The sequence below is a fragment of the Marinomonas foliarum genome (assembly GCF_016906065.1).
GTDB lineage: Bacteria > Pseudomonadota > Gammaproteobacteria > Pseudomonadales > Marinomonadaceae > Marinomonas > Marinomonas foliarum.
This window is the reverse complement of the sequence record NZ_CP070273.1, coordinates 361594-386421: the sequence shown is the minus strand read 5'-3', so window position 1 is coordinate 386421 and position 24828 is coordinate 361594. Positions and strand designations below refer to the sequence as shown.

Sequence of the window (24828 nt, the reverse complement as noted above, 5' to 3'; positions counted from 1 at the left end):
AGCGGATCATGTCTCAGAAAAATCGTCTACAAAACGGTGGCCGTATTGACCGTTCTCAGCCACTTACTTTTACCTATAATGGTAAGAAGTTCGAAGGTTTCGCCGGTGATACTCTGGCGTCAGCTTTGCTAGCTAACGGTGTTGATATTATAGGCCGTAGTTTTAAATACAGCCGTCCTCGCGGTATCGTTGCAGCAGGCGCAGAAGAGCCAAATGCCATCATGCAGCTTGGTGCAACTGAAGCAACACAAGTGCCAAACGTAAGAGCGACACAGCAAGAGTTGTTCTCAGGCCTTGTATCAGGATCAACAAATGGCTGGCCAAGTGTTGATAACGATGTAATGGGCTTGGTTGGTAAAGTTGGTGGCAAAATGATGCCTCCAGGTTTTTACTACAAAACCTTTATGTACCCTCAATCAATGTGGGAAACATACGAAAAAGTCATCCGTAAAGCGGCGGGTCTAGGTCGTTCACCTAATGAATACGATCCAGACATTTATGATAAAGTGAATCAACACGCTGATGTGGTTGTCGTTGGTGCCGGACCTTCAGGTCTGATCGCTGCATTGACAGCTGCGCGTGGTGGTGCTCGTGTCATTATCGCTGATGAGCAAAACGAATTTGGTGGAAGTCTTTTAAGTAGCAAAGAAAGTATTGACGGCAAAGCTGCTCATGCTTGGATTGCGGATGTTGTTAAAGAGCTTGAAGCGAACGACAATGTCATGGTGCTTCCTCGCTCTACTGTTAATGGTTACCACGACCATAACTTCCTAACGATTCATGAACGTTTGACGGATCATATTGCTGATCGTGCACCAAATGGCCAAGTACGTCAGCGCTACCATCGTGTACGTACTCAATGGGTTATTCTGGCAACAGGAGCGCATGAACGTCCTCTAGTATTTGGTAACAATGATGTTCCTGGTTGTATGGTAGCGAATGCTATCTCTACCTACATTAATCGCTACGGTGTTGTGCCAGGTAAAGAACTTGTTCTAATGACAACCAATGACAACGCTTATCATACTGCTATCGATTGGCATGATGCTGGACGTAAAGTTCAAGCCATTGTTGATACTCGTCAAAACCCAGAAGGTGAACTAGTTAAAGCAGCGCGTGATCGCGGCATTACAGTGATCGCTGGCTCTGCGGTTATTGATGTTCATGGCGGCAAGCGCGTTAACGGTGTTTCTGTTGCATCCATCAACGAAGACGGTTCTAAAATCACAGGTTCTGTTAAGAAACTGAGTGCGGATACTGTTGCTTCTTCTGGTGGTTGGAGTCCGGTTATTCACCTATCGTGTCATACTGGTTCTAAACCTGTCTGGAACGAAGATGTGCTTGGCTTCCTACCTGGTAAAACGGTACAGAAGCAACTTACTGCAGGTGCGATCAACGGTACTTTTAATACTGCTGGTGCTTTTGAAGAAGGTAAGAAAGCAGGTCTTGAGGCATTGTCTAATTTAGATCTTAACGCGGTTGAAGTGGCTATTCCGGCTACAATTGACGTGAAAGAATCTAAAGCAATGGCGTTGTTCCATGTACCTCATACAAAACCAACGTCTCAAGCGCCTAAGCAATTCGTTGATTATCAAAACGACGTAACGGCTGCGGGTATTGAGCTTGCTTGTCGTGAAGGTTTTGAGTCGATTGAACACGTTAAACGTTACACTGCAATGGGCTTTGGTACTGACCAAGGTAAATTGGGTAACATCAACGGTATGGCTGTTGCTGCGAAAATCCTGAATAAGTCTATTCCAGAAACGGGTACGACTATTTTCCGTCCAAACTATACACCAATAACTTTTGGTGCCATTGCTGGTCGTGATTGTGGTGCGTTGTTCGACCCAGAACGCTACAGTGCAATGCATAAATGGCATCTAGAGCACGGTGCGAAGTTTGAGGATGTGGGCCAGTGGAAACGTCCTTGGTATTTCCCTAAAGCGGGCGAGTCAATGCAGCAGTCACTTGACCGTGAGTGTTTAGCAACTCGTGAGTCTATTGGTATTCTTGATGCGTCTACACTAGGTAAAATCGACATCCAGGGTAAAGACGCCCGTGAATTCCTAGGTCGTATTTACTCTAATGCTTGGGCAAAATTGCCTGTCGGCAAGTGTCGTTATGGCTTGATGCTGAAAGAAGACGGCATGGTATTCGACGACGGTGTAACATCTTGTCTAGCAGAAAATCATTTCTTGATGACAACAACATCAGGCGGTGCGGCGACAGTACTAAATTGGCTTGAGTTGTACCATCAAACAGAATGGCCTGAATTAGAAGTTTACTTCACTTCTGTTACTGACCATTGGGCAACCATGACTATCTCTGGTCCAAACAGCCGTAAGCTGCTTGAAGAATTGATCGACAGCGATGTTGATGTTTCTAAAGATAGCTTCAAGTTCATGGATTGGAAACCAATGACGGTTGCTGGTGTTCCAGCACGTGTGTTCCGTATCTCGTTCACTGGTGAGTTGTCTTTCGAGATCAACGTACAAGCCAACTACGGTATGCATGTATGGAAGAAACTATTTGAACATGGTGAAAAGTACAATCTAACACCATACGGCACTGAAACAATGCACATTCTACGTGCTGAAAAAGGCTTTATTATCGCGGGTCAGGATACAGATGGTTCTGTACATCCATACGATCTAGGTATGGGCTGGGCTGTTTCTATGAATAAACCGTTTAGCTTTATCGGAAAGCGCGGTATGCAGCGTGAAGACTGTGTACGTGCAGAACGTAAGCAAATGGTTGGCATTAAAACAATCGATCCAAACGTAGTATTACCAGAAGGTGCTCAGGGTGTTTTTGACCCAACTGCGCCAATCCCAATGCCAATGGTTGGTCACGTATCATCCAGCTACTGGAGTGCGTGCTTAGGTCGATCTGTTGCTCTAGGCTTTGTGAAAGGTGGTTTAGATAAGATGGGTGAGAAAGTGTACTACCCACTTGTTGATGGTCGTATAGTTGAAGCTGAAATTTGCAGCCCAATTTTCCTAGATCCAAAAGGGGAACGTCAAAATGTCTGAAGTAAATAACGAAGCGGTAACGGTATCAGTAATGAATCAGTTACCTAATGCTTCAATTCAAGGCGAGTCACCACTATTTCACGCCGACTTAGCAAGTGTTGCTAAAAAGGGGCCAAAAACGGGTGGTGTTACGTTCAAAGAAGAAGCCTTGATGGGGCAGATTACGCTACGCTTAAATGCTGAAAATGCGGATCAATTAAGCGCAGCAGAAAAGGCATTGGGTGTGGCGTTGCCAACTCAACCGCTAACGTCTGTCGTTGAAGGTGATGTGTCTGTTCGTTGGATTTCACCTGATGAGTGGTTGGTTGTTGTACCGGGTCTAAAGGCGTTTGAAGTAGAAACCGCGCTGCATGCAGAACTCAGCGGCCACTACCAAGTTGTAAATATCAGTGGCGGTTGGACAATCTATAAGCTATCTGGTGCGAATGTTGTCGATGTGTTGAAAAAATCGACTATTGTAGACGTACATCCTAGCAAGTTCCCAGTTGGGAAAGTTGTGACAACAACGTTTGCTAAGAGTGGCGCTATTATTCGCCGTAGTGGTGAAAGTGAATTCGAATTAGTGGTTCGTCGTAGTTTTGCTGATTACTTGTGGTTATGGATTCAAGATGCGAGTCGAGAATACGGCCTAGTCGTTCAAGCGTAACTTTTCTCATCCACTTGTTTTATTTCAATAGCTCGGTTGGCCACTCTTTGTGGCCAACCTTATTTTGAAGTAAAAGCTTAAGATAATAAGAGACTATTTTATGAAATCAAAAACCGCTCCTTGGATTTTTACCGCAAATTGCCCAAGTATCATCGGAACCGTTGATGTTGTTACTCGATACATGGCGGAAGCTGGTAACTATGTAGATGAAATTCATTCCTTTGATGATAGAGAATCGGGTCGATTTTTCATTCGCATCGAGTTTTTGCCACAAGATACTGATTTCAATGAAGACGTGTTTAAAGCTGAGTTTGCTGAGCGCGCTGCTGAGTTTTCGATGGAATGGTCTTTAACAGCACCAAACCACAAGCCAAAAGTCGCGATCATGGTGTCTAAATACGATCATTGCCTAAATGATCTTTTATATCGCTTCCGCACAGGTCAGTTGAATATTGATGTGACGGTGATTATCTCCAATCACCCAGACTTAGAGGATTTGGCTAAATGGCACGGTATTCCGTACTACCATTTGCCAATTACCGCTGAGACGAAGTTAGAACAAGAAGCGCAAGTTCGTGACTTAATAGAAAAATACGACACTGAATTGGTTGTATTAGCACGTTACATGCAGGTCCTTTCGCCAAGCATGTGTGAATACCTAGATGGCCGAGCAATCAATATTCATCATTCTTTATTACCTGGTTTTAAAGGTGCCCGTCCTTATCACCAAGCATGGGAAAAGGGCGTGAAAATGGTCGGTGCGACGGCGCATTATGTGAACAATGACCTCGATGAAGGTCCGATTATCTCTCAAGGTATTCAAGTTGTTAACCATGCACACTATGCAGAAGACCTGATCGCGAAAGGGCAAGACATCGAACGTGTTACCTTGTTTAACGCTGTGAAATGTCATGTTGAAAAGCGTGTTTTCTTAAATGGTAAACGCACCGTTGTGTTTGGCGGCTAGTTAAGCTGGTATATACATAAGAAAACTGACAATGGGGAGATCATAAATGGTCTCCCCATTTTTGCTTTTAAAGAACGGTCCATCAAAAACTGGTCTATTTTTCTCTCTGCTGCGTATCACTATAATTGAGTTCATTTTAAGAGAAGCAAGAGGTCAATTTTGAGGATAGCAAAAGTGTGTGTGGCGCTGAGTTCTTTATTGCTCGTTGCCTGTACTAAGGTTGGGTTAGGCGTTGCCAATTTACCTAATGCATTCAGTGATACTGAAACGACAAAAGATATCGCTTATGGTACTGAGCCTTGGCAGACGTTAGATATTTATGTTCCACCTCATTCTTCGGGTCAATCTCTTCCTGTTGTTGTCTTCTTCTATGGTGGCAGCTGGAAGGATGGTTCAAAAGACATGTATCCCTTTGTCGGCGAAGCCTTTGCAAAACAGGGTTATATCACGGTCATTGCCGATTACAGCAAATATCCGCAGGTAAAATTTCCGACCTTTGTTGAGGATGGTGCCAAAGCGGTTGCTTGGACCTATCGTCATATCGCCGAATATCAGGGCGACCCTAAACGCTTGTTTATAGCGGGACATTCCGCTGGCGCGCACATTGGCGCCATGGTGGTTGCGGATAAGCAATATTTGCAAGCCGAAGGCTTAACTCCTTCTATTATCAATGCTTTTGCTGGATTATCTGGCCCCTATGATTTTGTGCCTTACGAAGACGACTATAAGGACATGTTTGGCCCACCTGCAAACTATCCAAACATGCAAGTAACCACCTTTATTGATGGCAAAGAGCCGCCAATGTTACTGCTTTGGGGCGCTGACGATACTATCGTAGGCAAAAGCAATATGGATAAGTTAATAGCAAAAATTCATGCTGAGCAGGGCAGCGTGGAAAGTAAAATCTACCAAGGTGTTGGTCATGCCGATATGGTGTCTAGTCTTGTGTGGTTTTTGAAAAGCAAAGCCCCAATTTTAGATGACGTGACGGATTTCTTTCAGCGCTACGGTGCGAATGCGGAAAAAGTGGAAGATTAAAGAGTACTGACATTTTGCTTGGTCAGGATAGCGTTGAAATCTTTTAACGGTCTTAGCGTAAACTCTTGTGGCAAAATGTCTGCTTTCTTTATGCGATCATAGCGAAAAATACGTACGTCGTTACGAAGGTGATCCCATGCCAACAGATACCATACGGGAAACCCAAGGTACAAATAATGGGCTTCAATCTCGCGCTGCGTTTCTTGGTCATGAAAGTCATGATAAACAATAGACAGGCGTTGATTAAATAGAAAGGCTGTATGCAGGGTTTCAATGGTCGCGTTTGTTTCATGCTTTTTCATACTGAAAGACTGTAAAACGTCTGGTGATGCTTGTTCGCCAATGTGAATTCTCTGGCGTAGCTGGTGGATTTTTTCTTTTTGCTTAGGCGAAAAAGAAGCCATCAGCTTATGACGAACGATATTAATATTCCCCATAAACAAGGTCGGTCCCATGCTTTCTGCAATGGCAAGGCTGATTAGTAAATCGATCATTTCTTGGTTTTCTAGCGATAGTCGCCCAACGCCCCAATTACGGTGAAGCTTGATACCACCGCCACGACCCTTGTCCGCTTCAATTGGCAATCCTCGTTCCCGTAAAATTCCAATGTCACGAAATAAGGTACGCTCGCTAATATTCAGTTCCGCCGCGATGATTTTGGTCGTGAGGGCATATTCTGATTTTAGAATGGCGGTTAATTGCTCTAATCTATCTAGGCGATCTTTGGCGTTGGCTCTATTCATGATTTTAATGTGACATAAAGTGTCATATATGTCGATATAGTGAATCTATTCTAAACAAGTCGATTTTATGGAGATTAAAATGAAGCAAATAACACTGGATGAAAAACGTATAGCGGGTTTAAGCGTGCGAACGAATAATGTTAGCGAAATGCAACCAGAAACCGCAAAGATAGGCGCCTTACATCAAACCTTTGCACAGCAAGCTAAAGTGAATTATGAAAAGGGCGCTTGTTTATATGGCGTATATTATCAGTATGAGTCTGATTACACAGGTGACTTCAACGTCTTAGTCGGCGCTGAACCGGATCATGTTTCATCAATGGCAGAGTTAGAACATGTTGACCTTCCTGCCGGCGAGTATCTGGTTTTTTCTGGCGAAGGGGAAATGCCGCAAGTGGTGATCGATGTATGGGGAGAGATTTGGCGTTATTTTAGTAATGCTGATTGTGTTCATTACCGCGCTTACACGGCAGACTTTGAATGCTATACCAGTGAGAAAAGCGTCGATGTGTATATTGCTGTTAAGCCTTAAAAAATAGAGAAGCAGGTGGAATTAAATTAGATAAAAAACGTATACAAACATTACTTAAATCCACATTACTTTTGTATATAAAAACGATAGCCTCAATTTAAATGGTTTATAAATTTATTCGATATAAAAAGGGCTTAATGTGGATTTAGTTCGACTTATTTATACTAGCACCATTACCGAGCAATTTGAGGTGGAAGACATTGCCCGCATTCTTAAGTCTGCACGGGTCAATAACAAAGCGCTCAATGTGACAGGCTTGTTGTCTTTTAACAGGCAGTTCTTTCTTCAATGTTTAGAAGGGACACGCCAAGACGTAAATCAGATTTATCATAAAATCGCGACGGATTCCCGCCATAAGAAGCCTGAAATAATCGGTTATCAAGAAATTTCTCACAGGGAGTTCGATAGCTGGAATATGGGCTATCTACAAAACACGGAAAGCCTTCGTGAATTGTTTTATCAGCATACAAGAATTATCAACTTCGATCCTTATAACATGAATGGTGAGCGTGCTTTGTCTCTGTTATTGGATATCAGAGATGAGATAAAACGGGCAGAGGTGTAGTAAACGCTAAGAAAAACCATGCTTTAATGCTTATTTAAGTCTCCTTCTGCATAAGCATTCCTTATGAGTATGATACCTAATGCTTTTACGGGAGTGTTTTTTGCTCGTCGTTAAGTTTAGTATACTGGCCTCTTTTCCCGACACGATGTGAAGTAGCCGCAATGACAGCAAGCAGTATGACGGACACCAATTTCAGCTTAGATTTGGCCGCTGAGTTAAAGGCCATTGTAGGAAATCAATACACTTTAACAGACGAAGACAAGACCAAACCTTACAGCCAAGGTTTTCGCCTTGGTGGTGGTAAGGCGTATGCGGTTGTTCGTCCTGGTAGCTTGGTTGAAATCTGGAAATGTCTGCAAGCCTGCGTAAAAGCGGACGTTATCGTTATTATGCAAGCGGCTAATACTGGCTTAACGGGTGGTTCAACCCCTAATGGCGCGGACTATGATCGTCCTATCGTTATCATCAGTACCATGCGTATTGACGACATTCAGTTGCTTGACCAAGGTAAACAGATTGTTGGTTTTGCGGGGAGTACCTTATTTGGTTTAGAGGACACCCTAAAACCATACGGTCGTCAACCTCATTCGGTTATCGGTTCTTCTTGTATTGGTGCCTCTATCGTAGGTGGTGTTTGTAACAACTCTGGCGGTGCCTTGGTACAACGCGGTCCCGCTTACACAGAAATGTCCTTGTTTGCCCAAGTTACACAAGATGGCGAACTGCAGTTGGTAAATAACTTAGGTATTGAGTTGGGAAGTGATCCAGAAGAAATTCTGACCAACCTGCAAAACAAAACTTACCAAGAAAAAGACGTTCAGTTCCCAGAAAAGCGCGGTTCTGACAACGAATACCACGAGCGTATTCGTGACGTAGACGCAGACACCCCATCACGTTTCAATAACGATCCTCGTCGCTTGTACGAAGCATCGGGTTGTGCGGGTAAATTGGCGGTATTTGCTGTGCGTATTGATACCTTCCCGATTCCAGAAAAGTACCAAGTCTTCTACATTGGCACCAATGATCCTGCGGTGATGGAACAAATGCGCCGCGATATGTTGTCTACCTTTAAAAACTTGCCTGTGTCTGGTGAATACATGCACAGCAGCAGCTATGACATCAGTAAAAAATACGGTAAAGACAGCTACTTGGTAATCGATAAGCTTGGTACAAAATACATCCCGAAAATGTTTGCCCTGAAGCGCACGGTCGATCGTTGGGCTGGCAAACTGAAATTCATGCCGTCTAAATTCTCTGACATCATGATGCAATACGCGAGTCAGCTGTTCCCAAATCATTTGCCAAAGCGCATGGAAGACTTCCGTGAAAAGTACGAACATCATTGGATAGTGGAAACCAGCAACAACGGTGTGGCGGAAGCGCAAGCCTATTTAGAAAACTTCTTTAAAGACAACGAAGGTGACTTCTTTGCTTGTACCAAACGTGAAGCTGACCAAGCCATCTTGCATCGCTTTGTGACCGGCGGAGCATTGACTCGTCTTCATGTAATGAATAAGAAAAAACTGGGTTCCATCATGACCATCGACGTGGCCTTCCCACGAAATGAGCGCGATTGGTTTGAAGAGCTACCAGAAGACATCGAAGAAAAAGTCGCGGTGAAAATGTACTACGGGCATTTCTTCTGTCACGTCATGCACCAAAACTACATCATGAAAAAAGGCGTTGATGCCAAAGCGGTGAAGAAGCAAATTCTATCCAGCTACGACGCTCGCGGTGCAGAATACCCAGCAGAGCATAACGTGGGCCATGAATATGTTGCGAAACCAGCATTGCGTGAGTTTTACCAAAAAACCGACCCAACCAACAGCTTCAACTCCGGCATCGGCGGCACCAGTAAATTGAAAAACTGGCAAGAACTGAGCGACGAACACACAGGCTGTGGTTGCCATCAATAAGTTTTAGAACAACAGTAAATGCAAAAGCCGAGATGTTTCTGTTAAAGAGGTCTCGGCTTTTTTGTTTGAGGTGTTTCAATTTCTTTCAATGTAATAAGATGACTGAAATGGATACCGTTCTGGTTAACCAAAACCACATAGGATGAAAAAGACCATGTCCAACTACGACAAGTTAACGTCACACTACCAAACACTCAGCCATTTTAACCACGCTCAAGCCATGCTTGGCTGGGATGCAGCGGCAAACATGCCATCGGGCGGCAGCGAAGCACGTTCCAACGCCATGGCGGAATTATCGGTTCACATTCATCGACTATCGACACAATCCCAGCTAGAAGAATGGTTTGGTAACGCTGAACAAGAAACCTTAAACACAGAGCAACAAGCCAGCCTACGTGAGATGAAACGCCAATGGCAGCAAGCGACCATGGTTCCAGAAGACTTGGTACAAGCGCAGTCTATGGCGGGTTCCAAATGCGAACATGCGTGGCGCTCTCAGCGCCAAGAAAACGATTGGACAGGTTTCGAGAAAAACTGGAAAGAAGTCGTTGCTCTGTCTCGTGAAGAAGCCAAAATCCGTGGCGAAGCACTTGGTCTTACACCTTATGATGCCATGCTCGATAAATACGAACCGGGCACCACAACCGCATCTCTTGATACCTTATTTACCGATGTGAAAACGTGGTTGCCAGAACTGATTGAAAAAGTACTAGAAAAGCAGAAGTCTGAATCCATCCTATTGCCATCGGGTACTTTCTCTACTGCCACGCAAAAAGCCCTTGGTTTAGAAGTGATGAAGCTGCTGCAATTCGACTTTGACCGTGGTCGACTTGACCAGAGCGTGCATCCTTTTTGTGGCGGTGTACCAAGCGATGTGCGCATTACCACGCGCTACGATGAAAAAGACTTTGTACAAGCTTTAATGGGCATCGTACACGAAACAGGGCACGCCCGTTATGAACAAGGTTTACCAAAAGCCTTTGCTGGACTGCCTGTTGGCGAAGCCCGCTCCATGGGCATTCATGAATCTCAGTCGCTCTTCTTTGAAATGCAAATAGGGCGCAGCAAGCTGTTTATCTCCCACTTATCACGACTCTCTGCCGAAGCCTTCAACGCACATAGCGACCCAGTCTTTGCCGAAGACAACCTCTACAAAATCTACACTCAAGTGGAAAAAGGCTTTATTCGTGTCGACGCCGACGAGCTAACCTACCCAGCGCATGTCATCTTGCGTTACGAGATAGAGCGTGACCTTATCAACGGCGTGATAGAACACACAGACGTACCGGCACTGTGGGACGAGAAAATGAAAGCCGCCCTTGGCATTTCCACCAAAGACAACTATAAAAACGGCTGCATGCAAGACATCCACTGGACAGACGGTGCCTTCGGCTATTTCCCAAGCTACACACTCGGTGCCATGTACGCCGCCCAATACAAAGCCACCATGATACAAAATGTCGACTTCGACGCTGCTATTCAAAGTGGCGACCTAAACCCAATCTTCCAATGGCTAAGCGACAACATCTGGTCACAAGCCTCGCTCCACACCACAGATGAACTCGTCAAACGCGCCACAGGCGAAACCCTAAACGCCGCACATTTTAGAAAACACCTAGAAGGGCGGTATTTGTAGCTTAATTAGGGTTAAAGAGGGAGATTTGTCATTTTAGCTTTCCCCGTTGGCGACTGGCCAAAAACTTTTTTAAAGGCATAACCAAATGCACTTTCGGATGCGTACCCTAATGATTCTGCAACAGTTGCTACTCTTTCTCCTGCAATAAGTTTTTTACGAGCAACTTGCATGCGCCACCTAATTAAATATTGAAGTGGTGGAATACCAACACTGGTTTTAAAGTGTTCTGAAAATGCTGACCGTGACATTCCTACTTCTTGAGCAAGACTTTCGACCGTCCATTTACGATCTATTTGGTTATGCATTAAGTGTAATGTAGCGGCTATTTTAGAATCTCCCAACGCACCAAGCCAACCAACTTGATTGTCTCTATGCGAATTATGTGATGAATAAGCCCTCAGAAATTGTATAAGCAATATTTCGGCTAAATATTGACGCATTAAATCAAAACCAAACTCCGACGTTTGTAGTTCTTGGTCAAGAATTTCGATTGATCTTTTTAAGGTCAGTGCCGTTGTCTGGCTTGTGGGGATTAAGAAAAAGTGAGGTAAAGCGTCAATCAAGAGATTTGCATTCGCTTTATCTAGTTCGAAACTAGCAGCAAGCAATACAGTATCAGAACCGTTGTAATGCCCAACATTGGTATGTTGCCAATCAAATACACTGGCTGACTCCAGCGGAGGAAGTATAGGGTCGCTTGCAAGTGTGTAGGATGGAGAATGGCACAGTAAAAAAGTATCACCAACCGACATCCAGACAGGCGCTTTATCGGCCTGAATCATCCAGCAGCCCCCAGATAAAACCGTGACCAATTTTATAATGTCTCTTTGAGGCAGCCGAAAAGACCAATCCCCACCGGCTTCAAGTCGAGTGCAGCGAGTGGATTTCAAATCTACGACTGCAAAAATGTCTGTCAGTATATCGAGCATAATTTGGATGATTTAGATGAATAAATGGATTTATACACTATATGGTATTTTCTATCTGTCTATATAGTCAATCACTTCCGTAAAATATGTTGAGAGGCTATCTGATGAGCATTGAAAATAAAGTTGTAGTTATTACTGGGGCAAGCAGTGGTATCGGTAGAGCAACCGCCATTATGCTGGCGAAACAAGGTGCTAAGTTGGTATTAGGAGCAAGAAGAGAAGCGCCTCTTAAGGAACTGGTTAATGAAATTTCCGCTTACTCTTCAGATGTGACTTATGTGTTAACCGATGTGAGGAATAGAAAGGATATGCAGTGCTTGGTTAATTTGGCCTGTTCGAGGTTTGGTCGGCTTGATGTGTTAATTGCTAACGCAGGTATTGGTCCAATATCTCCGATAGATGAATTGCGAGTTGAGGATTGGGAAGCGATGATAGATATCAATCTTAAAGGCTACCTTTATGGAATAGCGGCCGCCTTACCTATTTTTAGAAAACAAGAAACAGGTCATTTTGTCAGTATTATTTCTACATCAGGGCTTAGGGTTGTGGCTGGCCAAGCAGTGTATGCTGGAACAAAAAATGCTGTTCGAACGATTAATGAAGCGTTGCGCATAGAGGCAGGTGCAAACTTGAGAGTGACTGGTGTTTCACCTGGGTTCGTGAAAACACAGTTTACGGATTCAATGACAGATCCAGTCATGAAAGAGAAAGTCAAAGCTGCTATGGATATAATGGGTATATCGCCTGATGCTATTGCTAGAGCAATTATCTTTGCTATCGATCAACCAGATGATGTTGATGTGGGTGATATTGTTGTTCGTCCAACAGCGCAAGCTTAGAAGTTAATAAGCATTTGACCTAGACTCTTTGGGGTTTACTAAATATTAGTAGGCTAGATATAGGTTACAAATACCGAGTGTCATTGCGTTAATCCTGTAAGTTACTTTTAGCACGAGAGAGATGGTGCTTTCGGCTATTTTCCAAGCTACATATTAGGTGCTATGTACGCCGCCCAATACAAAGCCACCATGATACAAAACGTCGACTTCGAGGCAGCTATTCAAAGTGGCGACCTAAGCCCAATCTTCCAATGGCTAAGCGACAACATCTGGTCACAAGCCTCACTTCATACCACGGATGAATTAGTGAAGAGGGCGACAGGTGAAACACTGAATGCCGCGCATTTTAGAAAACACCTAGAAGGGCGGTACTTGTAATTAGCAAGCCTTGAAAGTGAGGCAGACTTTAGTGATTTGGCTTGGAGAAAAGCAAACAGCCACCGCTCGACACTATCGTTTGACCTCGCTCTAGGCGTTTGCTTTGCTCCTCGCTACTGAACATAAATACTCTCACTTGTAGCGTAGGGCACGATGAGCGAAGCGTGATCTGCCGTTGTTCGTAAACGCATAACTTTTAAATACTGCTGCCAAGTCTCTTCCCCTTTTTTCAAGGGGAAGACGGAAGATGAGGTTCCAACTCTCTAATTTCCACAATCCCACAAAAGTCTTATGGTTTTACTTAGGCTTTCATAGTATTGTCAGTTTATCGTAATGGATTAATTTGTATGGCTGATACTGGCACAAGATCAAAAATATCAGGCTCAAACGATCTAAATTTAAAAGAATGATACACCAAGCTTCGCTTAGTAAAAAAGAATGGTGGCAAGATGGCGGAATTCATCAGGGATAAAAGCAAAAATAGCTTTACTAAAAATCCGAATAGATGGCTGCAAAACTGTTTTTGTTAGATCTTGATTTTGCTTGTAAAAATCGGGGTGTCCATACGGGGTGTCCATAGATGTTATACGTCGAAGAGATCATTCTACGCATTTGAATCGAAGCAAATATTAATTACTTTATCACCCCAATATTTTTCAGGAATGGATAAAAGGAATGGAGAGGCATGAGCGGAGGCCAAACAAAAAATGCAGCGTTAACAACTGCTTTAGCCTTTCACTACCAGATGCTGATTGGCTTAGACAAGTGCTTTTCGCTTGAAGAAGGGCAGTCGGTTTGGTTTGAAAAAGATGGTGATGTCAGTCTGATTTCGCCAGATGCATTTGCATCCACTCAAACTGAAGTAAAAGACTACGCAGCACCACTCACTGACCACCACGAAAACCTTTGGAAAACGTTCAAGAATTGGCTGGATCCAGAATTTGACCATACGAAATACGGTGTTCTAGTGCTGCACACCACTCAAGCATTTGGCACGACAACACGCCTAAAGGACTGGAATACAATAAGTTCCGAGCAGCGATTGGAAGTGCTTAAAGCTATTTTTTCAGAGCGTACCGATGAGCAGCTTAGTGCTGATAAACCATCTGATGTTATTAAACTACAAAAAGTAGTAATGGCCTCAGACGAATTATTACTTAAAAGTGTACTTGGTAAGGTCACCTTATTTACGCAAGCAGATAACGCGCAAGATTTGGAAAAACAGATTCATTCTAAACCAGTAGGCATTCCAAGGAACAACCTAAATAGTTACCTTCATGGGCTTGTTGGTTTTGTATACGCAGAAGCAACGCAGCAATCTTGGAGCATTAAGCACCATGAGTTTGTAGCGAAATGTGAAGAATTAACGGCGCTTCTTTGCAAAAAAGAGTTCACCTTTCCGGTTTTTTCAGGTTATGAGGCATCTGAGTTTGAAGTTGAGTCGCACCAAGACAGGCCGTTTGTGCAAAAAATAGCTGAGATTGAGCATCACGAAATGATACCTGATGCTGTAGGTAACTGGCTTGAGCTTCAAAACTCACTGATAGAAGAGCTTCACGAATCTGCGCTATATAAAGATAAAACGATTACTTATCAGAACCAATTGGTTAAAAGATATAAGCTTTCCCATTCAAGTGCGCAACTTGAAGCAACAGATGTAATTAAAAGTTCAAAATTGCTTTACAACAAAACTATAGGCGAACAGCCTTTGAATATGGGTAACGATATACCGCCTATTGAATACAAAAATGGACTGATACACGACGCAATGGAAGATGAAGAACGTGATTTAAAATGGAAGGTTGAGCCATGAGCAGTATTGTCGATGCCCTGTACGAATTAAAGTACCATCCGTTTGAGTATGGGCCCTACCTAGCTTCATTTTACACGGCCATGGATGAGTCAGAAAATAATCTTTTATTAGCCCCTTTAGTCATCCCGCTATGCAGCCATCCAATTTTCGGTAAAAAGATTTTGGGTGCTGTATTTGGGAATAAAAAACAAAGCTCTATTTGGTCTATTTTCGATGATCGAACAAAACTCTATGATCTGCAAGAGCGAGTAGACGCATTTCAAACATTAACCGAACAATGCATTCAATATTGTTTAATCAATGACTGGTTATCGGTAAACGAAAAAAAATTGTCCCTTGGCGTATGTGATGGTTTTGATTCAAATTTTACCAGTCAAAAAGTTTCAGAAAAGTTAGGTCGATTATTCAGTGGTCACTCAGTGGTCGAGATTTATGCGTTTTTAGGAGTGAAACCGCGATGAAAACACTAATTCATGAAATTGGCGTTATTGATAAACAAGGAAACAAGCACCCAGTTAATTTTAAAAAGGGCCTGAATGTTGTTACCGGTAAGTCATCGACGGGAAAAAGTGCGTTAATTGAAATTTTTGACTATTGCTTTGGCAGTGGTGAAAACACCATTCCCAAAGGTGTTATTACCACAAGTGCCGCAATTTATTATGTTGCACTAGCAGTTAACGAACAAGATGTGGTTGTTGCGCGTGATCCTGAGATTACGTCGAAAGCTTTTCTTCGTCGTGTCGAGACATTCAATTCCACCGATATCATCCGTGATTATTTTAGTAGCACTTATTTCCGCCCATTAGTCGAGTTCAAGAAGCATCTAAGAGAATTGTTCTTAGATATCGATGATGTGGATGAATCTTTAGCTGCCCGAGCTAATCGGCGGTTTAATAAAAAATCGGCAACACCATCTATACGCAGTTTTTCATCGTTTATGCTTCAGCATCAAAACCTTGTTGCTAATAAACATGCGTTGTTTTACCGATTCGATGAAAAAGAAAAGCGAGATCAGGCAATTGAACATACCAAGATCTTTTTAGGTCTCGTCGATCAAAAGTTCTTTCACCTATCACAAGAGAAAGAAAGATTAACCGCAGACATTAAGCGTTTGGAACGCCAGAAAGAAACGAACAAGCGCACCTCTGAAAGCTATAAACAAAAGGTTGGTCCAGTTTTGAGTCAGTTGTATGCATTGATGGGGTTTCAGGGTGAACCGTTATCATTGGAAAAGGTGCTTCGCCATCCACAAGATGCTAAAGATCAACTCGACGACATTATAGTACCCGAGAAAATTAACCATAATTCAGATGCTATTACCGAACGATATAATCAGTTGAAACTGGCCCGTAACCAAAAAGCGACTGAATTAAGGAAGTTGCAGCGCCAAGCTTCGTCAATTAATAAGCATATTCAAGAAGAAGAACGGTTTGTTGATAACGTCAAGCAGTTTAGCGCACCTGAGCATGTTCATATATCTGCTTCTATTTGCCCATTTTGTCATACTGAAAAAGACACCTTGCGAGAAAGTGCAGAAAAACTTCAACTAGCCATCACTAAGGTATCGGGTAACCTTGCACAAGCTCGACCGATGAAAGCAAAATTTGAATCGTCATTGGTCGATGTGCAACGCAATATTGAGGTCGTCAGTAGGGCATTGACCGAGTTAAACCAGCAAATAACTGAAATTGAAAAAACAGAAAAACAGTTGGCAGAACAAAAGAGCCTGTATGAAAGCGTTTTGATGCAGAAAGCGAAGCTTTTTGCACTTCTCGACACCCTTAATATGGCCGACGATGCGGATCTTGAGAAGCAAATCAAAGGCCTAAGTACACAGATAAAAATCATCAATAAAGACCTTAAAAAATACGATGTACAAAAAGGGTTAGAAAACGCTTCAGCTAAGGTAAACGGATATATGGCCGATATTGGTAGACACTTCGAATTTGAAACTAGCTACAAGCCTATCAATCTTCATTTCTCGTTTGAAACGTTCGACCTATATCATTTGACTGCTGAAAACGAAAAAATTTATTTACGGTCAATGGGTAGCGGCGCAAACTGGCTGTACTGCCACGTTACGTTATTTTTAGCTTTGCATAAATACTTTGCTGAACTTGGTGATAAATGCGCCATTCCTTCAATACTATTTTTAGATCAGCCGACGCAAGTGTATTTTCCTAACTTTAACCGTGATACATCTGAGAACTTCGAAGAGCAAAAGAGCCAGGAAGCGGAGCAGCGAACGAAAAAAGAAAGACCCGTTGATGAAGATATTAAAGCCGTTGAAAACTTATTCAGCCGACTTGCGATTTATTGCAATGAACTTGAGTTGAATGACGGCTTTAGTCCACAAATTATCGTGACTGACCACGCGGATAATTTGACATTGTCTGATGGGGTATTGTTCGAGTCTTTGGTTCATGGTAACAGGTGGCGTTTGCGCGGCTTGATTAATCCTATTCAAGAATAATTAGACTCTATGAATCTTATGGGCCAAGTATGAGAGCGAGAGCGGATATTAGGGTCAGATGAAAAATAGCTTTATTTTCATCTGACCCTAAATTCAGTGATTGAGCCTCAAGGCTGTTCATTCAGCTGCTACTTGCTCATCGTAAAAGGCTATGCGAAGCCCGGGCCTGTCTTCGGAGAAGAGGATATTAAGGCGATAGTTTCGCCACCTGCCCTGTGTATCGCGAAGCGTGATGTCCATGTCCCCGATCCGGAGGACTTCGGAATCATCCCACCATTCCATAGCTTCTGGAACAGTTTGGAGAACCTCGTTGAGGACAGACTCTAGAATCGAGCTCTTACCGCCTGTCAGATAGTCATGGCGTGCCTTGAGCAGGACAAGCCTCGCGGCGAACTGCCAATCTTGAATCTTCTGCCGGTAGTGGTCAGAAAAAAAAACGATGCGGAGCATATTCGGTCGCGGCAATGCGAAGTCTTCAAACAGGATACTGGCCGCCTCGTTATGGGCCAGAACATCCCAAGAGCTGTTCATTATGTAGGCAGCTTGATCGAGAGCATTGATCATCCTTACGAGTGACTGAGGAAGCTCGGCACTTTCAGCTCCATCCGCAAATGTCTCACGGCCAGCCAGTGCAAAAAGGTGCTCCCTTTCGGCTCGGTCGAGCCGCAGTCCTCGAGCCAATCGATGGAGGAAATCATCCGATACCGCTATGTCCCGCCCCTGCTCGAACCAGGTGTACCACGTCAAGCCGACACCAGCCAACGCAGAGACTTCCTCACGACGAAGGCCTCTGGTTCGACGGCGGCGCCCCTGCGGCAAGCCCAGCGATTCTGGAGAAGTGCGCTCGCGACATTGGCGGATGAAGTCCGACAGCGCCTGTCTGGCCGGCACGCGGGTTAAACGATCAGACGCCACTTTTCACCTCGCAAAGCATCACTTTAGTAATAGTATAAAAGCCCTATTGTAACATAATAAATTGTGCGTAACATCTGGGGCATGACTAGTGAACAAAATACCAAAATAGAAAGGTTGAATGCCATGTTACTCTACCAGTTTCAAAAAGGGACGAACCCGCGACGCGTTATCATCTACCTGAACGAAAAAGGAATCGACATTCCGCGATACGAACTTGATTACACAGGAGGAGAGCACAGGTCGCGCGAATACCTCGAAATCAATCCCAGCGGACGAGCCCCGACACTCGTTACAGATGAGGGGGTGCCGATCACAGACTCGGCCGCCATTGTCGAGTATCTGGAGGAGTTGTATCCCGACACGCCAATGATAGGGACGGATGCCATTTCTCGAGCGAAAATACGATCGCTTGAGCGCTTGGGTACTGATCTGGTGGTCCGCTCTCAGCTTTGGCTGTGGAACGTTACCCCATCCTTTCCTGCCAAGGAGCTATCGCCATCACTGGACGTTGCTACCAAGCTCTTTGGGTACGTCACCGAAATACTAGATGTTCTGGAGGCGACGATCGGAGATAACGAGTTCCTAGCAGGAGATAAGCCTACGATCGCGGATTGCACTGTATTTTCAATTTTTCAAACATGCCGGGAAAAGTTCGACCAACCCTTCGGCTCCGCTCATCCGCGCCTTGACGTCTGGTACAAGAAGTTTCGCCAACGGCCGAGCGCAGAATACTAAGAGGGTAGTGATTAGGATATTAGGGTCAGATGAAAAATTAAGATATTTGGCATTTTTCACCTGCCCCTAAATTTGATAATCCGGCCCAGAGTAAAATGAAACCAAAGAAACAGACCACCGCCAAACACCACCGCAAAAATTACTGGGTAAGAACAGAACCGTTTTTTCGTTATACTCTGATTTCTTTCTGGAAGTTAAGCGCTAAATATAAGGAGGTTTTATGTATCTTGATTCCGAAGAACAGCTCAGAGAAATCTATGGTTATGCAAAAGGGCGCGCCAAAGACAAGCAATTAACTTCCTTAGAGCGTCATTCCAGTCACTTTCTCGCGCATTCTCCGTTTGTGACAATTTCGACTTACGCTAAATCCGGCTCTGTTGATTGTTCCCCCCGTGGAGGAAATCCGGGATTCGTGAAAATAATCAATGACAACTGCATTATTTTGCCCGATGGGAAAGGAAACAATCGGCTTGATAGCCTTGTTAATATCATTGAAACGGGTCAAATCGGGTGTTTGTTTTTGATTCCTGGTGTTGATGAAACGCTTCGAATTAACGGGCTTGCTCGTATTTCAACCTCACCCGAATATTTAAGCTTGTTTTCTGATGACAGAAACCCACCCAAAACCTGTATTGAGATCACCATCAAAGAAGTGTTTTTACATTGTGCTAAAGCGTTAATGCGCTCTGAACTTTGGTCTTTAAAGGCGCAAATAGATAGGGCGGATTTTCCTACGATGGGAGCGATGATTAATGATCAGCTATCCATAAAGGATGACCCAGAAACTCAAGAAGATATGATTGCTCGATACAAACGAGATTTATGACTTTTCAGTGTGGCGAGAATTACTGCCTAAAATACACATCAGCCACTGCTAAGAATTATTATCTTCTATATCCTTCCTGAGCTAAAATAGCGGCCTAATTCATACTTCAATACAAGAGATTTATAAATGACCGCATTTGATACCAAAGTGGAAGAGTTGATCGCTAAGCATCCCCATTTAACTAAGGATGAAGCCATCAAGATCGTCACTGAGAAAAATAACCGCAAGAAACAGAAGAGAAACGAAAGATCAAATAAAGGCGGTGTGAACAAGGGCTAGAAATACGCTCGGGTTTGATGGTTAGGATCAGATGAAGAATAGGGTGGTTTTTCATCTAAATCCAAAGCGGCTAGTAAGGTTTATGTTAATAATGCTAACTAAGGGAAGCTAATGAACAAGGCTGTTAAAATCCGCTTCGATGAATATCCAGAAAATGCTCGTATTCGCCTTGAAGAACTGCGAAGCCTTGTTTTTCGAATTGCTGCTGAGTTGGAGCTGGGTAGCGTTCAAGAGTCTCTTAAATGGGGCGAGCCAAGTTATAGCGTCAAAATCGGCAGCCCGTTGAGAATGGACTGGAAGTCGAGCTCACCAGATCATTATTATTTGTTCTTTCATTGCCAGACTAAGTTAGTTGATACCTTTAGAGAGTTGTATGGTGATGTGCTTGAGTTTCAAGGCAATAGAGCCATAGTGTTATCGTTATTTTCGCCTCTACCAGAAGCCACTATTAAGCACTGTTTAGAGCTGGCTTTAACCTATCACCAACGTAAACATTTGCCACTTCTCGGGGCGTGAAAGCTTCACATAACAAGTGACTTCTTATCTCGCTTACAGCCATTTTTCCACATATTAGACGCTATGTTTCATGTGTCTTTTTAAAAACTATAACTATTTCCATCTGCCTCAAAAGTTTTTATGCGTATACTAGCGGCTCATTTACCGGTTTAGGATCATATATGTCACTTCTGTTTGAAGAGCTGGACAGCCAAGAATCACCATTGGGTGAGATTTCCCTTCGTAAACGCCGCATTCCAGCCTTGGGCGATCGTGATATTTATGAAGTAAAACTCGGCGATGAGTTTTTGATGTCGAGTATGTTTGTCGCAGCGGAAGAAGCTCTGTCTACACTTGGCTTGGCGAAGGTGAAAGGTGAGAAGCTTAGCGTTGTCGTGGGTGGTTTGGGTCTGGGTTATACTGCGGTTGCAGCGTTGGCCGATGAGCGTATTGCCGAGCTATTGGTGGTGGATGCGTTAGAGACGGTGATTCATTGGCATCAACAAGAAATGGTGCCATTGGGGAAAGTGTTAAACGCTGACCCTCGTAATCGTTATGTATTGGGCAGTTTTTTTGACTTGGCAACAGTGCCTGAAACCGGTTTTGATCCGCAGCATGCGGGTAAGAAATTTGATGCGATTTTGTTAGATATTGACCATTCGCCAACCGAATATCTGAATCCTTCCAATGCTGGGTTTTATAGCACGGCGAACTTGTCTTTAATGGCGCAGCAGTTGGTTGATGAAGGGGTCTTTGCGATGTGGTCACAGAATCCACCGGAAGACGATTTTATCGCTTTATTGGGTACTGTGTTTGAAACAGTGGAATCCCACTTAGTGAAGTTTGAAAACCCTTTTCAGGGTGGCTTCGCTACCAACTCTGTTTACGTGTGCGAACGTCCGATTCGAAAAGCCTAATGGTTTTCAGTTGACTCTAAGGTTTTAGCAGATAAAAAAAGGCCGATGTTATGAAAATAACATCGGCCTTTTTTTATAATGAAACTTTAATATTCTAAGGCCATTTCTGCCATTTTCATGGTGTTTTCAAATGACGCGCAGCCAGCGATAAATAAGCCGTTATGACAGAACATGGCATCGTCTAACCCAGTGACGTCTTGTAGTTCTTTATCCGATAATCCAGCCCAAGGCGCAGGAAGTTTTTTGCGGTCTTCAAAGGAACCAAGCTCAACAGGAACGGTTTGAATACGCCATTGCCCTGTTTGCGAAGGGTAAACCATGAACAATGCATCTTGCGATAGTCTAAGTACGGTGGTTTTCCATGGCGTGTATTGTTCTAACACTATGACTCTTGGGTCTGCGGCTTTTTCAATGGCGTTGGCAACGATTGTTTTTGCGTTTACGCCACCGCTTGCCGCGGCAATGAAGCGAGTTAATATGCGAGAAGCAAAGGCAACTGCTTCATCAAAACAGGCATCAAAATCGCCTTCTTCTTGCCATGTCGGGTTAAACATGGAGATGGTTTGGCTTAGGCTAATGCCGGTTTGTACGCCTTCTACGTGTCCGCAATCTATGGCGTCGATTGTAGAGACGAGGTTCTTATCCAATGAATTCGTGACTTCTTGGTCACCTGCGCATATTTCTAGACCGTACTTTTGCCAAATTAAGCCAAAAGATGAGAATGGGATGCCGTTTTCTCGTGCCCCAGCGCCGCCTTTTTGGTGATGGTCAAAACGGCCTTGTTCTGCGTCGTAAATACCACCAACGTCTAGCACTATGTCGGCTTTTGCCATGACGTTTAAGTCACGTGTGCGTATTATTTTTGCAGACGGAAAAAGGTGTTTAAGCGCCGCTACGGCAAATACGTCGTCTGCGTGAAAGTTGCCATTGTGCGTTGCGATTACTTGAACTTGCTCGGTCATTCTACAGTCTCTTTTATTGATATCATTTCACTTAACAGCACACAGGTACTAAAGATCGGCATTTTACGGGGTTTTAATGGTGGGTGACACCGTTGATTTTAACATCAGCTAATATAGGCATACATAAATGCCAATCAGAGCCGTCATTTTAGCTCTTTATATTTTTCAAATGGCGGTAGTGCTAGAAGGTAGCTAGAATTACAGTAGTAAAAATAGACCTCGGTCCAAGTGAGAAAATTTATATCTATTTGATTTAACTATAGAGGGTTACTCAATGTCATATGTAGACGGGTTTGTCGCAGCAGTACCTGCATCTAATAAAGAAGAATATATAGAGCACGCCGAAAAAATGGCGGCTGTCTTCAAAGATTATGGGGCATTAAATGTGGTGGACACATGGGGCGATGATGTTCCTGAAGGTGAGGTGACTTCTTTTCCGTTGGCTGTTCAAAAGAAGGATGATGAGGTGATCGCTTTTTCTTGGATCACTTGGCCCTCAAAAGAAATTCGTGATGCTGGATGGCAATCTGCAATGGAAGACCTAAGAATGGATCCTGATAAAAATCCAATGCCTTTTGATGGTAAACGTATTATCTATGGTGGCTTCAATATTATTTCAGATGTCTAATCTGTTTCATCGTATTTATAAGAGAATTTAAGAATAAACCTCAATGGTTGTTTCTCTATTTTTTTATTGATGAAATCTAATTTTCTTATTGTATGATTATTTTTTTAATGATTTATGTAATTTTTTGTATATAAAATTTATAAAAATAACCAATTTACGATACAGCATAATATCCACATGAAAATAGCGTAATGAAGGCTGTTCGTTACAATAACTTTGGTTGGTATTTGATAGCGACTTGTCATGAGTAATCCAAGTCCCGTCAGTCCGCTACTGCCTGCGGAAATAGCCCAAGCACTTAGAAATAAGAAGCCTAATTGTGTCGGGTCCGGGTTAAGAGGCAGTAGCATGGGACTTGCAATGGCAATACTGACTACAGGGTGAACGCCAATGACGCCGACGATAATCATGGCCGCAAGCACAAAAGAAAATAGTGGCGGATTAAAGGTGAAATTATCCAAATTAAATAATTCTGGGTAGCTCAGAATAATGGCGCTAATGCCATTGGAGAAAATTCCCGCGGCTAAGAATAATGCAAATTGGCTGCCTATTTGAGGGAGCTTGTGGTTGACGAACTTAAGGAGACTGTCTTTTCTTGAGTTGGTGTTAATTAGCAGGATGGTTGCGCAGGGCGCTAAAATACAAATGAGTACAAGTATGCTGATGTTTGGCCAAATATAATGAAAAAGTATCACTGACAAAGCTAAGAAGACAGGGGTAAAAAGGCTTTCGCGCTTAATTGGGTAGCCCTTGAAATCACCTTTTGTTCGATGAAATGCTTCTGTGGTCGAAAAAATAACCGCGACAACTCCCATCACTAAACCAGGAATCAGCGTTTTTTGCCATTGCATGCCGGGTGCATAAGTTAATGCAATCCCTGTTGCAACAAAAAATGGCGACCACCAAGCTGCAGAGGCAAAGTTACGAGTTAGGATAAATTGTTGTACGGGGCTTAATTTGTTCGCCGCCTTCATACGGTCCGCAAATACCAAAATAACAGAAAGGTTAATTACGGCGCCTAAAACTTGAACCCCTAATGCCGTATTTAAAATGGCTTTAAACCCAGTAGGAAGTTCACTGCTCTTATCGGCTGTGTTGGTTAAGTCTAAAAAAGAAACAGCCACAAACATTGCCAGCATAGGTATATTGACAGCAAAAACCTGTTGCCATGTCATCCAAGTACCTTGGGATCCGGCAAAGAGTAGTGCAGTACTACCAATAATCATAAGCCAACTTACTTGGCGTTTTGCGCTGGGTGCTAAGGTATGCCACATAGCAATATTGGCAGACCAAGCTAATATTGTCGGAAGCAATACCGAAATAAGTTGAGTGGCTGATAGTAAATATAGTAATAAGGTGCTGAGAACAAACCAGCCAGTGTATTTCTTTAATAAAGTCATATCTTTCTTGGGTCTTATAAAGTCATGTTTTCTATAATAAATAGAAAAGAGGAAAATGTGGCGTTTATTCTAAAACCCACTTGAAAACTTTCTTATAATGAAAACTCTATAATATATATTTATAGTGTGTGAATTATTAAGTTCACGAATGTGATAGATCTAAA

General features: G+C 43.2%; 23 protein-coding genes and 1 pseudogene. 19 read left to right on the top strand and 5 right to left on the bottom strand.

The genetic code is table 11. The features are described from left to right. Positions 1-8 precede the first annotated feature (8 nt). From JSY38_RS01875 to JSY38_RS01860, 4 genes are all read left to right on the top strand, one after another. The gene (locus JSY38_RS01875) at positions 9-3032 is read left to right on the top strand and encodes a sarcosine oxidase subunit alpha (RefSeq protein ID WP_205114974.1); all 3024 of its coding nucleotides are present in this window, start codon (positions 9-11) and stop codon (positions 3030-3032) included. After that, on the top strand, positions 3025-3678 hold the full coding sequence (locus JSY38_RS01870) for a sarcosine oxidase subunit gamma (RefSeq protein WP_205114972.1): 654 nt from the start codon (positions 3025-3027) through the stop codon (positions 3676-3678). Before JSY38_RS01875 ends, JSY38_RS01870 begins: the two co-directional genes overlap by 8 nt. A gap of 100 nt (positions 3679-3778) precedes the next feature. Further along, the gene (gene purU / locus JSY38_RS01865; RefSeq protein WP_205114970.1) at positions 3779-4645 is read left to right on the top strand and encodes a formyltetrahydrofolate deformylase; all 867 of its coding nucleotides are present in this window, start codon (positions 3779-3781) and stop codon (positions 4643-4645) included. Between the two features lie 159 nt (positions 4646-4804). After that, positions 4805-5683: an alpha/beta hydrolase gene (locus JSY38_RS01860; protein ID WP_239544152.1), complete on the top strand. Its 879-nt coding sequence runs from the start codon at positions 4805-4807 to the stop codon at positions 5681-5683. Here the strand turns inward: JSY38_RS01860 and JSY38_RS01855 are convergent. Beyond that, entirely contained in the window at positions 5680-6426 is a 747-nt protein-coding gene (locus JSY38_RS01855) for a helix-turn-helix transcriptional regulator (RefSeq protein ID WP_205114968.1), read from the bottom strand. The genes JSY38_RS01860 and JSY38_RS01855 overlap by 4 nt on opposite strands. A 79-nt stretch (positions 6427-6505) precedes the next feature. On the opposite strand from JSY38_RS01855, the gene JSY38_RS01850 reads away from it, so the two are divergent. The 4 genes from JSY38_RS01850 (at position 6506) to JSY38_RS01835 (ending at position 11075) form a co-directional block, all read left to right on the top strand. Beyond that, on the top strand, positions 6506-6958 hold the full coding sequence (locus tag JSY38_RS01850; protein WP_205114966.1) for a GyrI-like domain-containing protein: 453 nt from the start codon (positions 6506-6508) through the stop codon (positions 6956-6958). A gap of 139 nt (positions 6959-7097) precedes the next feature. Next, the gene (locus JSY38_RS01845) at positions 7098-7523 is read left to right on the top strand and encodes a BLUF domain-containing protein (protein ID WP_205114965.1); all 426 of its coding nucleotides are present in this window, start codon (positions 7098-7100) and stop codon (positions 7521-7523) included. 176 nt (positions 7524-7699) lie between these two features. Next, positions 7700-9439, top strand: coding sequence for a D-lactate dehydrogenase (gene dld / locus JSY38_RS01840; RefSeq protein WP_205116633.1), 1740 nt, complete (start codon positions 7700-7702; stop codon positions 9437-9439). Between the two features lie 154 nt (positions 9440-9593). After that, complete coding sequence (locus tag JSY38_RS01835) at positions 9594-11075, top strand: carboxypeptidase M32 (protein WP_205114964.1); 1482 nt, start codon at positions 9594-9596, stop codon at positions 11073-11075. Between the two features lie 11 nt (positions 11076-11086). Here the strand turns inward: JSY38_RS01835 and JSY38_RS01830 are convergent, their stop codons facing one another. Next, on the bottom strand, positions 11087-12004 hold the full coding sequence (locus JSY38_RS01830; protein WP_205114963.1) for an AraC family transcriptional regulator: 918 nt from the start codon (positions 12002-12004) through the stop codon (positions 11087-11089). A gap of 104 nt (positions 12005-12108) precedes the next feature. On the opposite strand from JSY38_RS01830, the gene JSY38_RS01825 reads away from it, so the two are divergent. The 5 genes and pseudogenes from JSY38_RS01825 (at position 12109) to JSY38_RS01805 (ending at position 17507) form a co-directional block, all read left to right on the top strand. Beyond that, the gene (locus tag JSY38_RS01825) at positions 12109-12843 is read left to right on the top strand and encodes an SDR family oxidoreductase (RefSeq protein WP_205114962.1); all 735 of its coding nucleotides are present in this window, start codon (positions 12109-12111) and stop codon (positions 12841-12843) included. A 129-nt stretch (positions 12844-12972) separates the two neighbouring features. Next, positions 12973-13221 (top strand): annotated as a pseudogene (locus JSY38_RS01820) (carboxypeptidase M32); the annotation flags it as partial. Between the two features lie 685 nt (positions 13222-13906). Beyond that, positions 13907-15034 carry an adenylate cyclase gene (locus JSY38_RS01815; RefSeq protein WP_205114961.1) on the top strand — a complete coding sequence of 376 codons (1128 nt, stop codon included), beginning with the start codon at positions 13907-13909 and terminating at the stop codon, positions 15032-15034. Further along, complete coding sequence (locus tag JSY38_RS01810) at positions 15031-15495, top strand: three component ABC system middle component (protein ID WP_205114960.1); 465 nt, start codon at positions 15031-15033, stop codon at positions 15493-15495. Before JSY38_RS01815 ends, JSY38_RS01810 begins: the two co-directional genes overlap by 4 nt. After that, positions 15492-17507: a DUF3732 domain-containing protein gene (locus JSY38_RS01805; protein ID WP_205114959.1), complete on the top strand. Its 2016-nt coding sequence runs from the start codon at positions 15492-15494 to the stop codon at positions 17505-17507. The genes JSY38_RS01810 and JSY38_RS01805 overlap by 4 nt, the downstream gene beginning before the upstream one ends. A gap of 117 nt (positions 17508-17624) precedes the next feature. Here JSY38_RS01805 and JSY38_RS01800 read toward each other — a convergent pair whose 3' ends face one another. Further along, positions 17625-18422, bottom strand: coding sequence for an MmyB family transcriptional regulator (locus tag JSY38_RS01800; RefSeq protein ID WP_205114957.1), 798 nt, complete (start codon positions 18420-18422; stop codon positions 17625-17627). A gap of 81 nt (positions 18423-18503) precedes the next feature. Between JSY38_RS01800 and JSY38_RS01795 the strand changes: the two genes are divergently transcribed. The 5 genes from JSY38_RS01795 (at position 18504) to JSY38_RS01775 (ending at position 21674) form a co-directional block, all read left to right on the top strand. After that, positions 18504-19157: a glutathione S-transferase family protein gene (locus JSY38_RS01795; RefSeq protein WP_205114955.1), complete on the top strand. Its 654-nt coding sequence runs from the start codon at positions 18504-18506 to the stop codon at positions 19155-19157. A gap of 220 nt (positions 19158-19377) precedes the next feature. Then, the gene (locus JSY38_RS01790; RefSeq protein WP_205114953.1) at positions 19378-19983 is read left to right on the top strand and encodes a pyridoxamine 5'-phosphate oxidase family protein; all 606 of its coding nucleotides are present in this window, start codon (positions 19378-19380) and stop codon (positions 19981-19983) included. Between the two features lie 126 nt (positions 19984-20109). After that, the gene (locus JSY38_RS01785) at positions 20110-20262 is read left to right on the top strand and encodes a hypothetical protein (RefSeq protein WP_205114951.1); all 153 of its coding nucleotides are present in this window, start codon (positions 20110-20112) and stop codon (positions 20260-20262) included. A 111-nt stretch (positions 20263-20373) separates the two neighbouring features. Beyond that, a complete protein-coding gene (locus JSY38_RS01780) occupies positions 20374-20778 on the top strand; it encodes a DUF1801 domain-containing protein (RefSeq protein ID WP_205114950.1) in 405 nt (134 codons plus the stop codon). Between the two features lie 161 nt (positions 20779-20939). Beyond that, the gene (locus JSY38_RS01775; RefSeq protein ID WP_205114948.1) at positions 20940-21674 is read left to right on the top strand and encodes a spermidine synthase; all 735 of its coding nucleotides are present in this window, start codon (positions 20940-20942) and stop codon (positions 21672-21674) included. 86 nt (positions 21675-21760) lie between these two features. Here JSY38_RS01775 and JSY38_RS01770 read toward each other — a convergent pair whose 3' ends face one another. Then, positions 21761-22636 (bottom strand): MYG1 family protein, encoded by an 876-nt coding sequence (locus tag JSY38_RS01770; protein ID WP_205114946.1) that lies wholly within the window; start codon positions 22634-22636, stop codon positions 21761-21763. 274 nt (positions 22637-22910) lie between these two features. On the opposite strand from JSY38_RS01770, the gene JSY38_RS01765 reads away from it, so the two are divergent. Continuing rightward, positions 22911-23264 (top strand): DUF1428 domain-containing protein, encoded by a 354-nt coding sequence (locus JSY38_RS01765; RefSeq protein ID WP_205114944.1) that lies wholly within the window; start codon positions 22911-22913, stop codon positions 23262-23264. A 137-nt stretch (positions 23265-23401) separates the two neighbouring features. Here JSY38_RS01765 and JSY38_RS01760 read toward each other — a convergent pair whose 3' ends face one another. Further along, positions 23402-24664: a hypothetical protein gene (locus JSY38_RS01760; protein WP_205114942.1), complete on the bottom strand. Its 1263-nt coding sequence runs from the start codon at positions 24662-24664 to the stop codon at positions 23402-23404. Between the last annotated feature and the right edge of the window lie 164 nt (positions 24665-24828).

What these genes read in the sequence shown, in the direction of transcription:
- JSY38_RS01835 (WP_205114964.1), top strand. Translation starts at nt 9,594, where the DNA reads ATGTCCAACTACGACAAGTTAACGTCACACTACCAAACACTCAGCCAT.
- JSY38_RS01760 (WP_205114942.1), bottom strand. Translation starts at nt 24,664, where the DNA reads ATGACTTTATTAAAGAAATACACTGGCTGGTTTGTTCTCAGCACCTTA.
- JSY38_RS01825 (WP_205114962.1), top strand. Translation starts at nt 12,109, where the DNA reads ATGAGCATTGAAAATAAAGTTGTAGTTATTACTGGGGCAAGCAGTGGT.
- JSY38_RS01795 (WP_205114955.1), top strand. Translation starts at nt 18,504, where the DNA reads ATGACTAGTGAACAAAATACCAAAATAGAAAGGTTGAATGCCATGTTA.
- JSY38_RS01855 (WP_205114968.1), bottom strand. Translation starts at nt 6,426, where the DNA reads ATGAATAGAGCCAACGCCAAAGATCGCCTAGATAGATTAGAGCAATTA.
- JSY38_RS01765 (WP_205114944.1), top strand. Translation starts at nt 22,911, where the DNA reads ATGTCATATGTAGACGGGTTTGTCGCAGCAGTACCTGCATCTAATAAA.
- JSY38_RS01810 (WP_205114960.1), top strand. Translation starts at nt 15,031, where the DNA reads ATGAGCAGTATTGTCGATGCCCTGTACGAATTAAAGTACCATCCGTTT.
- JSY38_RS01850 (WP_205114966.1), top strand. Translation starts at nt 6,506, where the DNA reads ATGAAGCAAATAACACTGGATGAAAAACGTATAGCGGGTTTAAGCGTG.
- JSY38_RS01775 (WP_205114948.1), top strand. Translation starts at nt 20,940, where the DNA reads ATGTCACTTCTGTTTGAAGAGCTGGACAGCCAAGAATCACCATTGGGT.
- JSY38_RS01830 (WP_205114963.1), bottom strand. Translation starts at nt 12,004, where the DNA reads ATGCTCGATATACTGACAGACATTTTTGCAGTCGTAGATTTGAAATCC.
- JSY38_RS01790 (WP_205114953.1), top strand. Translation starts at nt 19,378, where the DNA reads ATGTATCTTGATTCCGAAGAACAGCTCAGAGAAATCTATGGTTATGCA.
- JSY38_RS01875 (WP_205114974.1), top strand. Translation starts at nt 9, where the DNA reads ATGTCTCAGAAAAATCGTCTACAAAACGGTGGCCGTATTGACCGTTCT.
- JSY38_RS01805 (WP_205114959.1), top strand. Translation starts at nt 15,492, where the DNA reads ATGAAAACACTAATTCATGAAATTGGCGTTATTGATAAACAAGGAAAC.
- JSY38_RS01785 (WP_205114951.1), top strand. Translation starts at nt 20,110, where the DNA reads ATGACCGCATTTGATACCAAAGTGGAAGAGTTGATCGCTAAGCATCCC.
- JSY38_RS01815 (WP_205114961.1), top strand. Translation starts at nt 13,907, where the DNA reads ATGAGCGGAGGCCAAACAAAAAATGCAGCGTTAACAACTGCTTTAGCC.
- purU (WP_205114970.1), top strand. Translation starts at nt 3,779, where the DNA reads ATGAAATCAAAAACCGCTCCTTGGATTTTTACCGCAAATTGCCCAAGT.
- dld (WP_205116633.1), top strand. Translation starts at nt 7,700, where the DNA reads ATGACGGACACCAATTTCAGCTTAGATTTGGCCGCTGAGTTAAAGGCC.
- JSY38_RS01770 (WP_205114946.1), bottom strand. Translation starts at nt 22,636, where the DNA reads ATGACCGAGCAAGTTCAAGTAATCGCAACGCACAATGGCAACTTTCAC.
- JSY38_RS01780 (WP_205114950.1), top strand. Translation starts at nt 20,374, where the DNA reads ATGAACAAGGCTGTTAAAATCCGCTTCGATGAATATCCAGAAAATGCT.
- JSY38_RS01870 (WP_205114972.1), top strand. Translation starts at nt 3,025, where the DNA reads ATGTCTGAAGTAAATAACGAAGCGGTAACGGTATCAGTAATGAATCAG.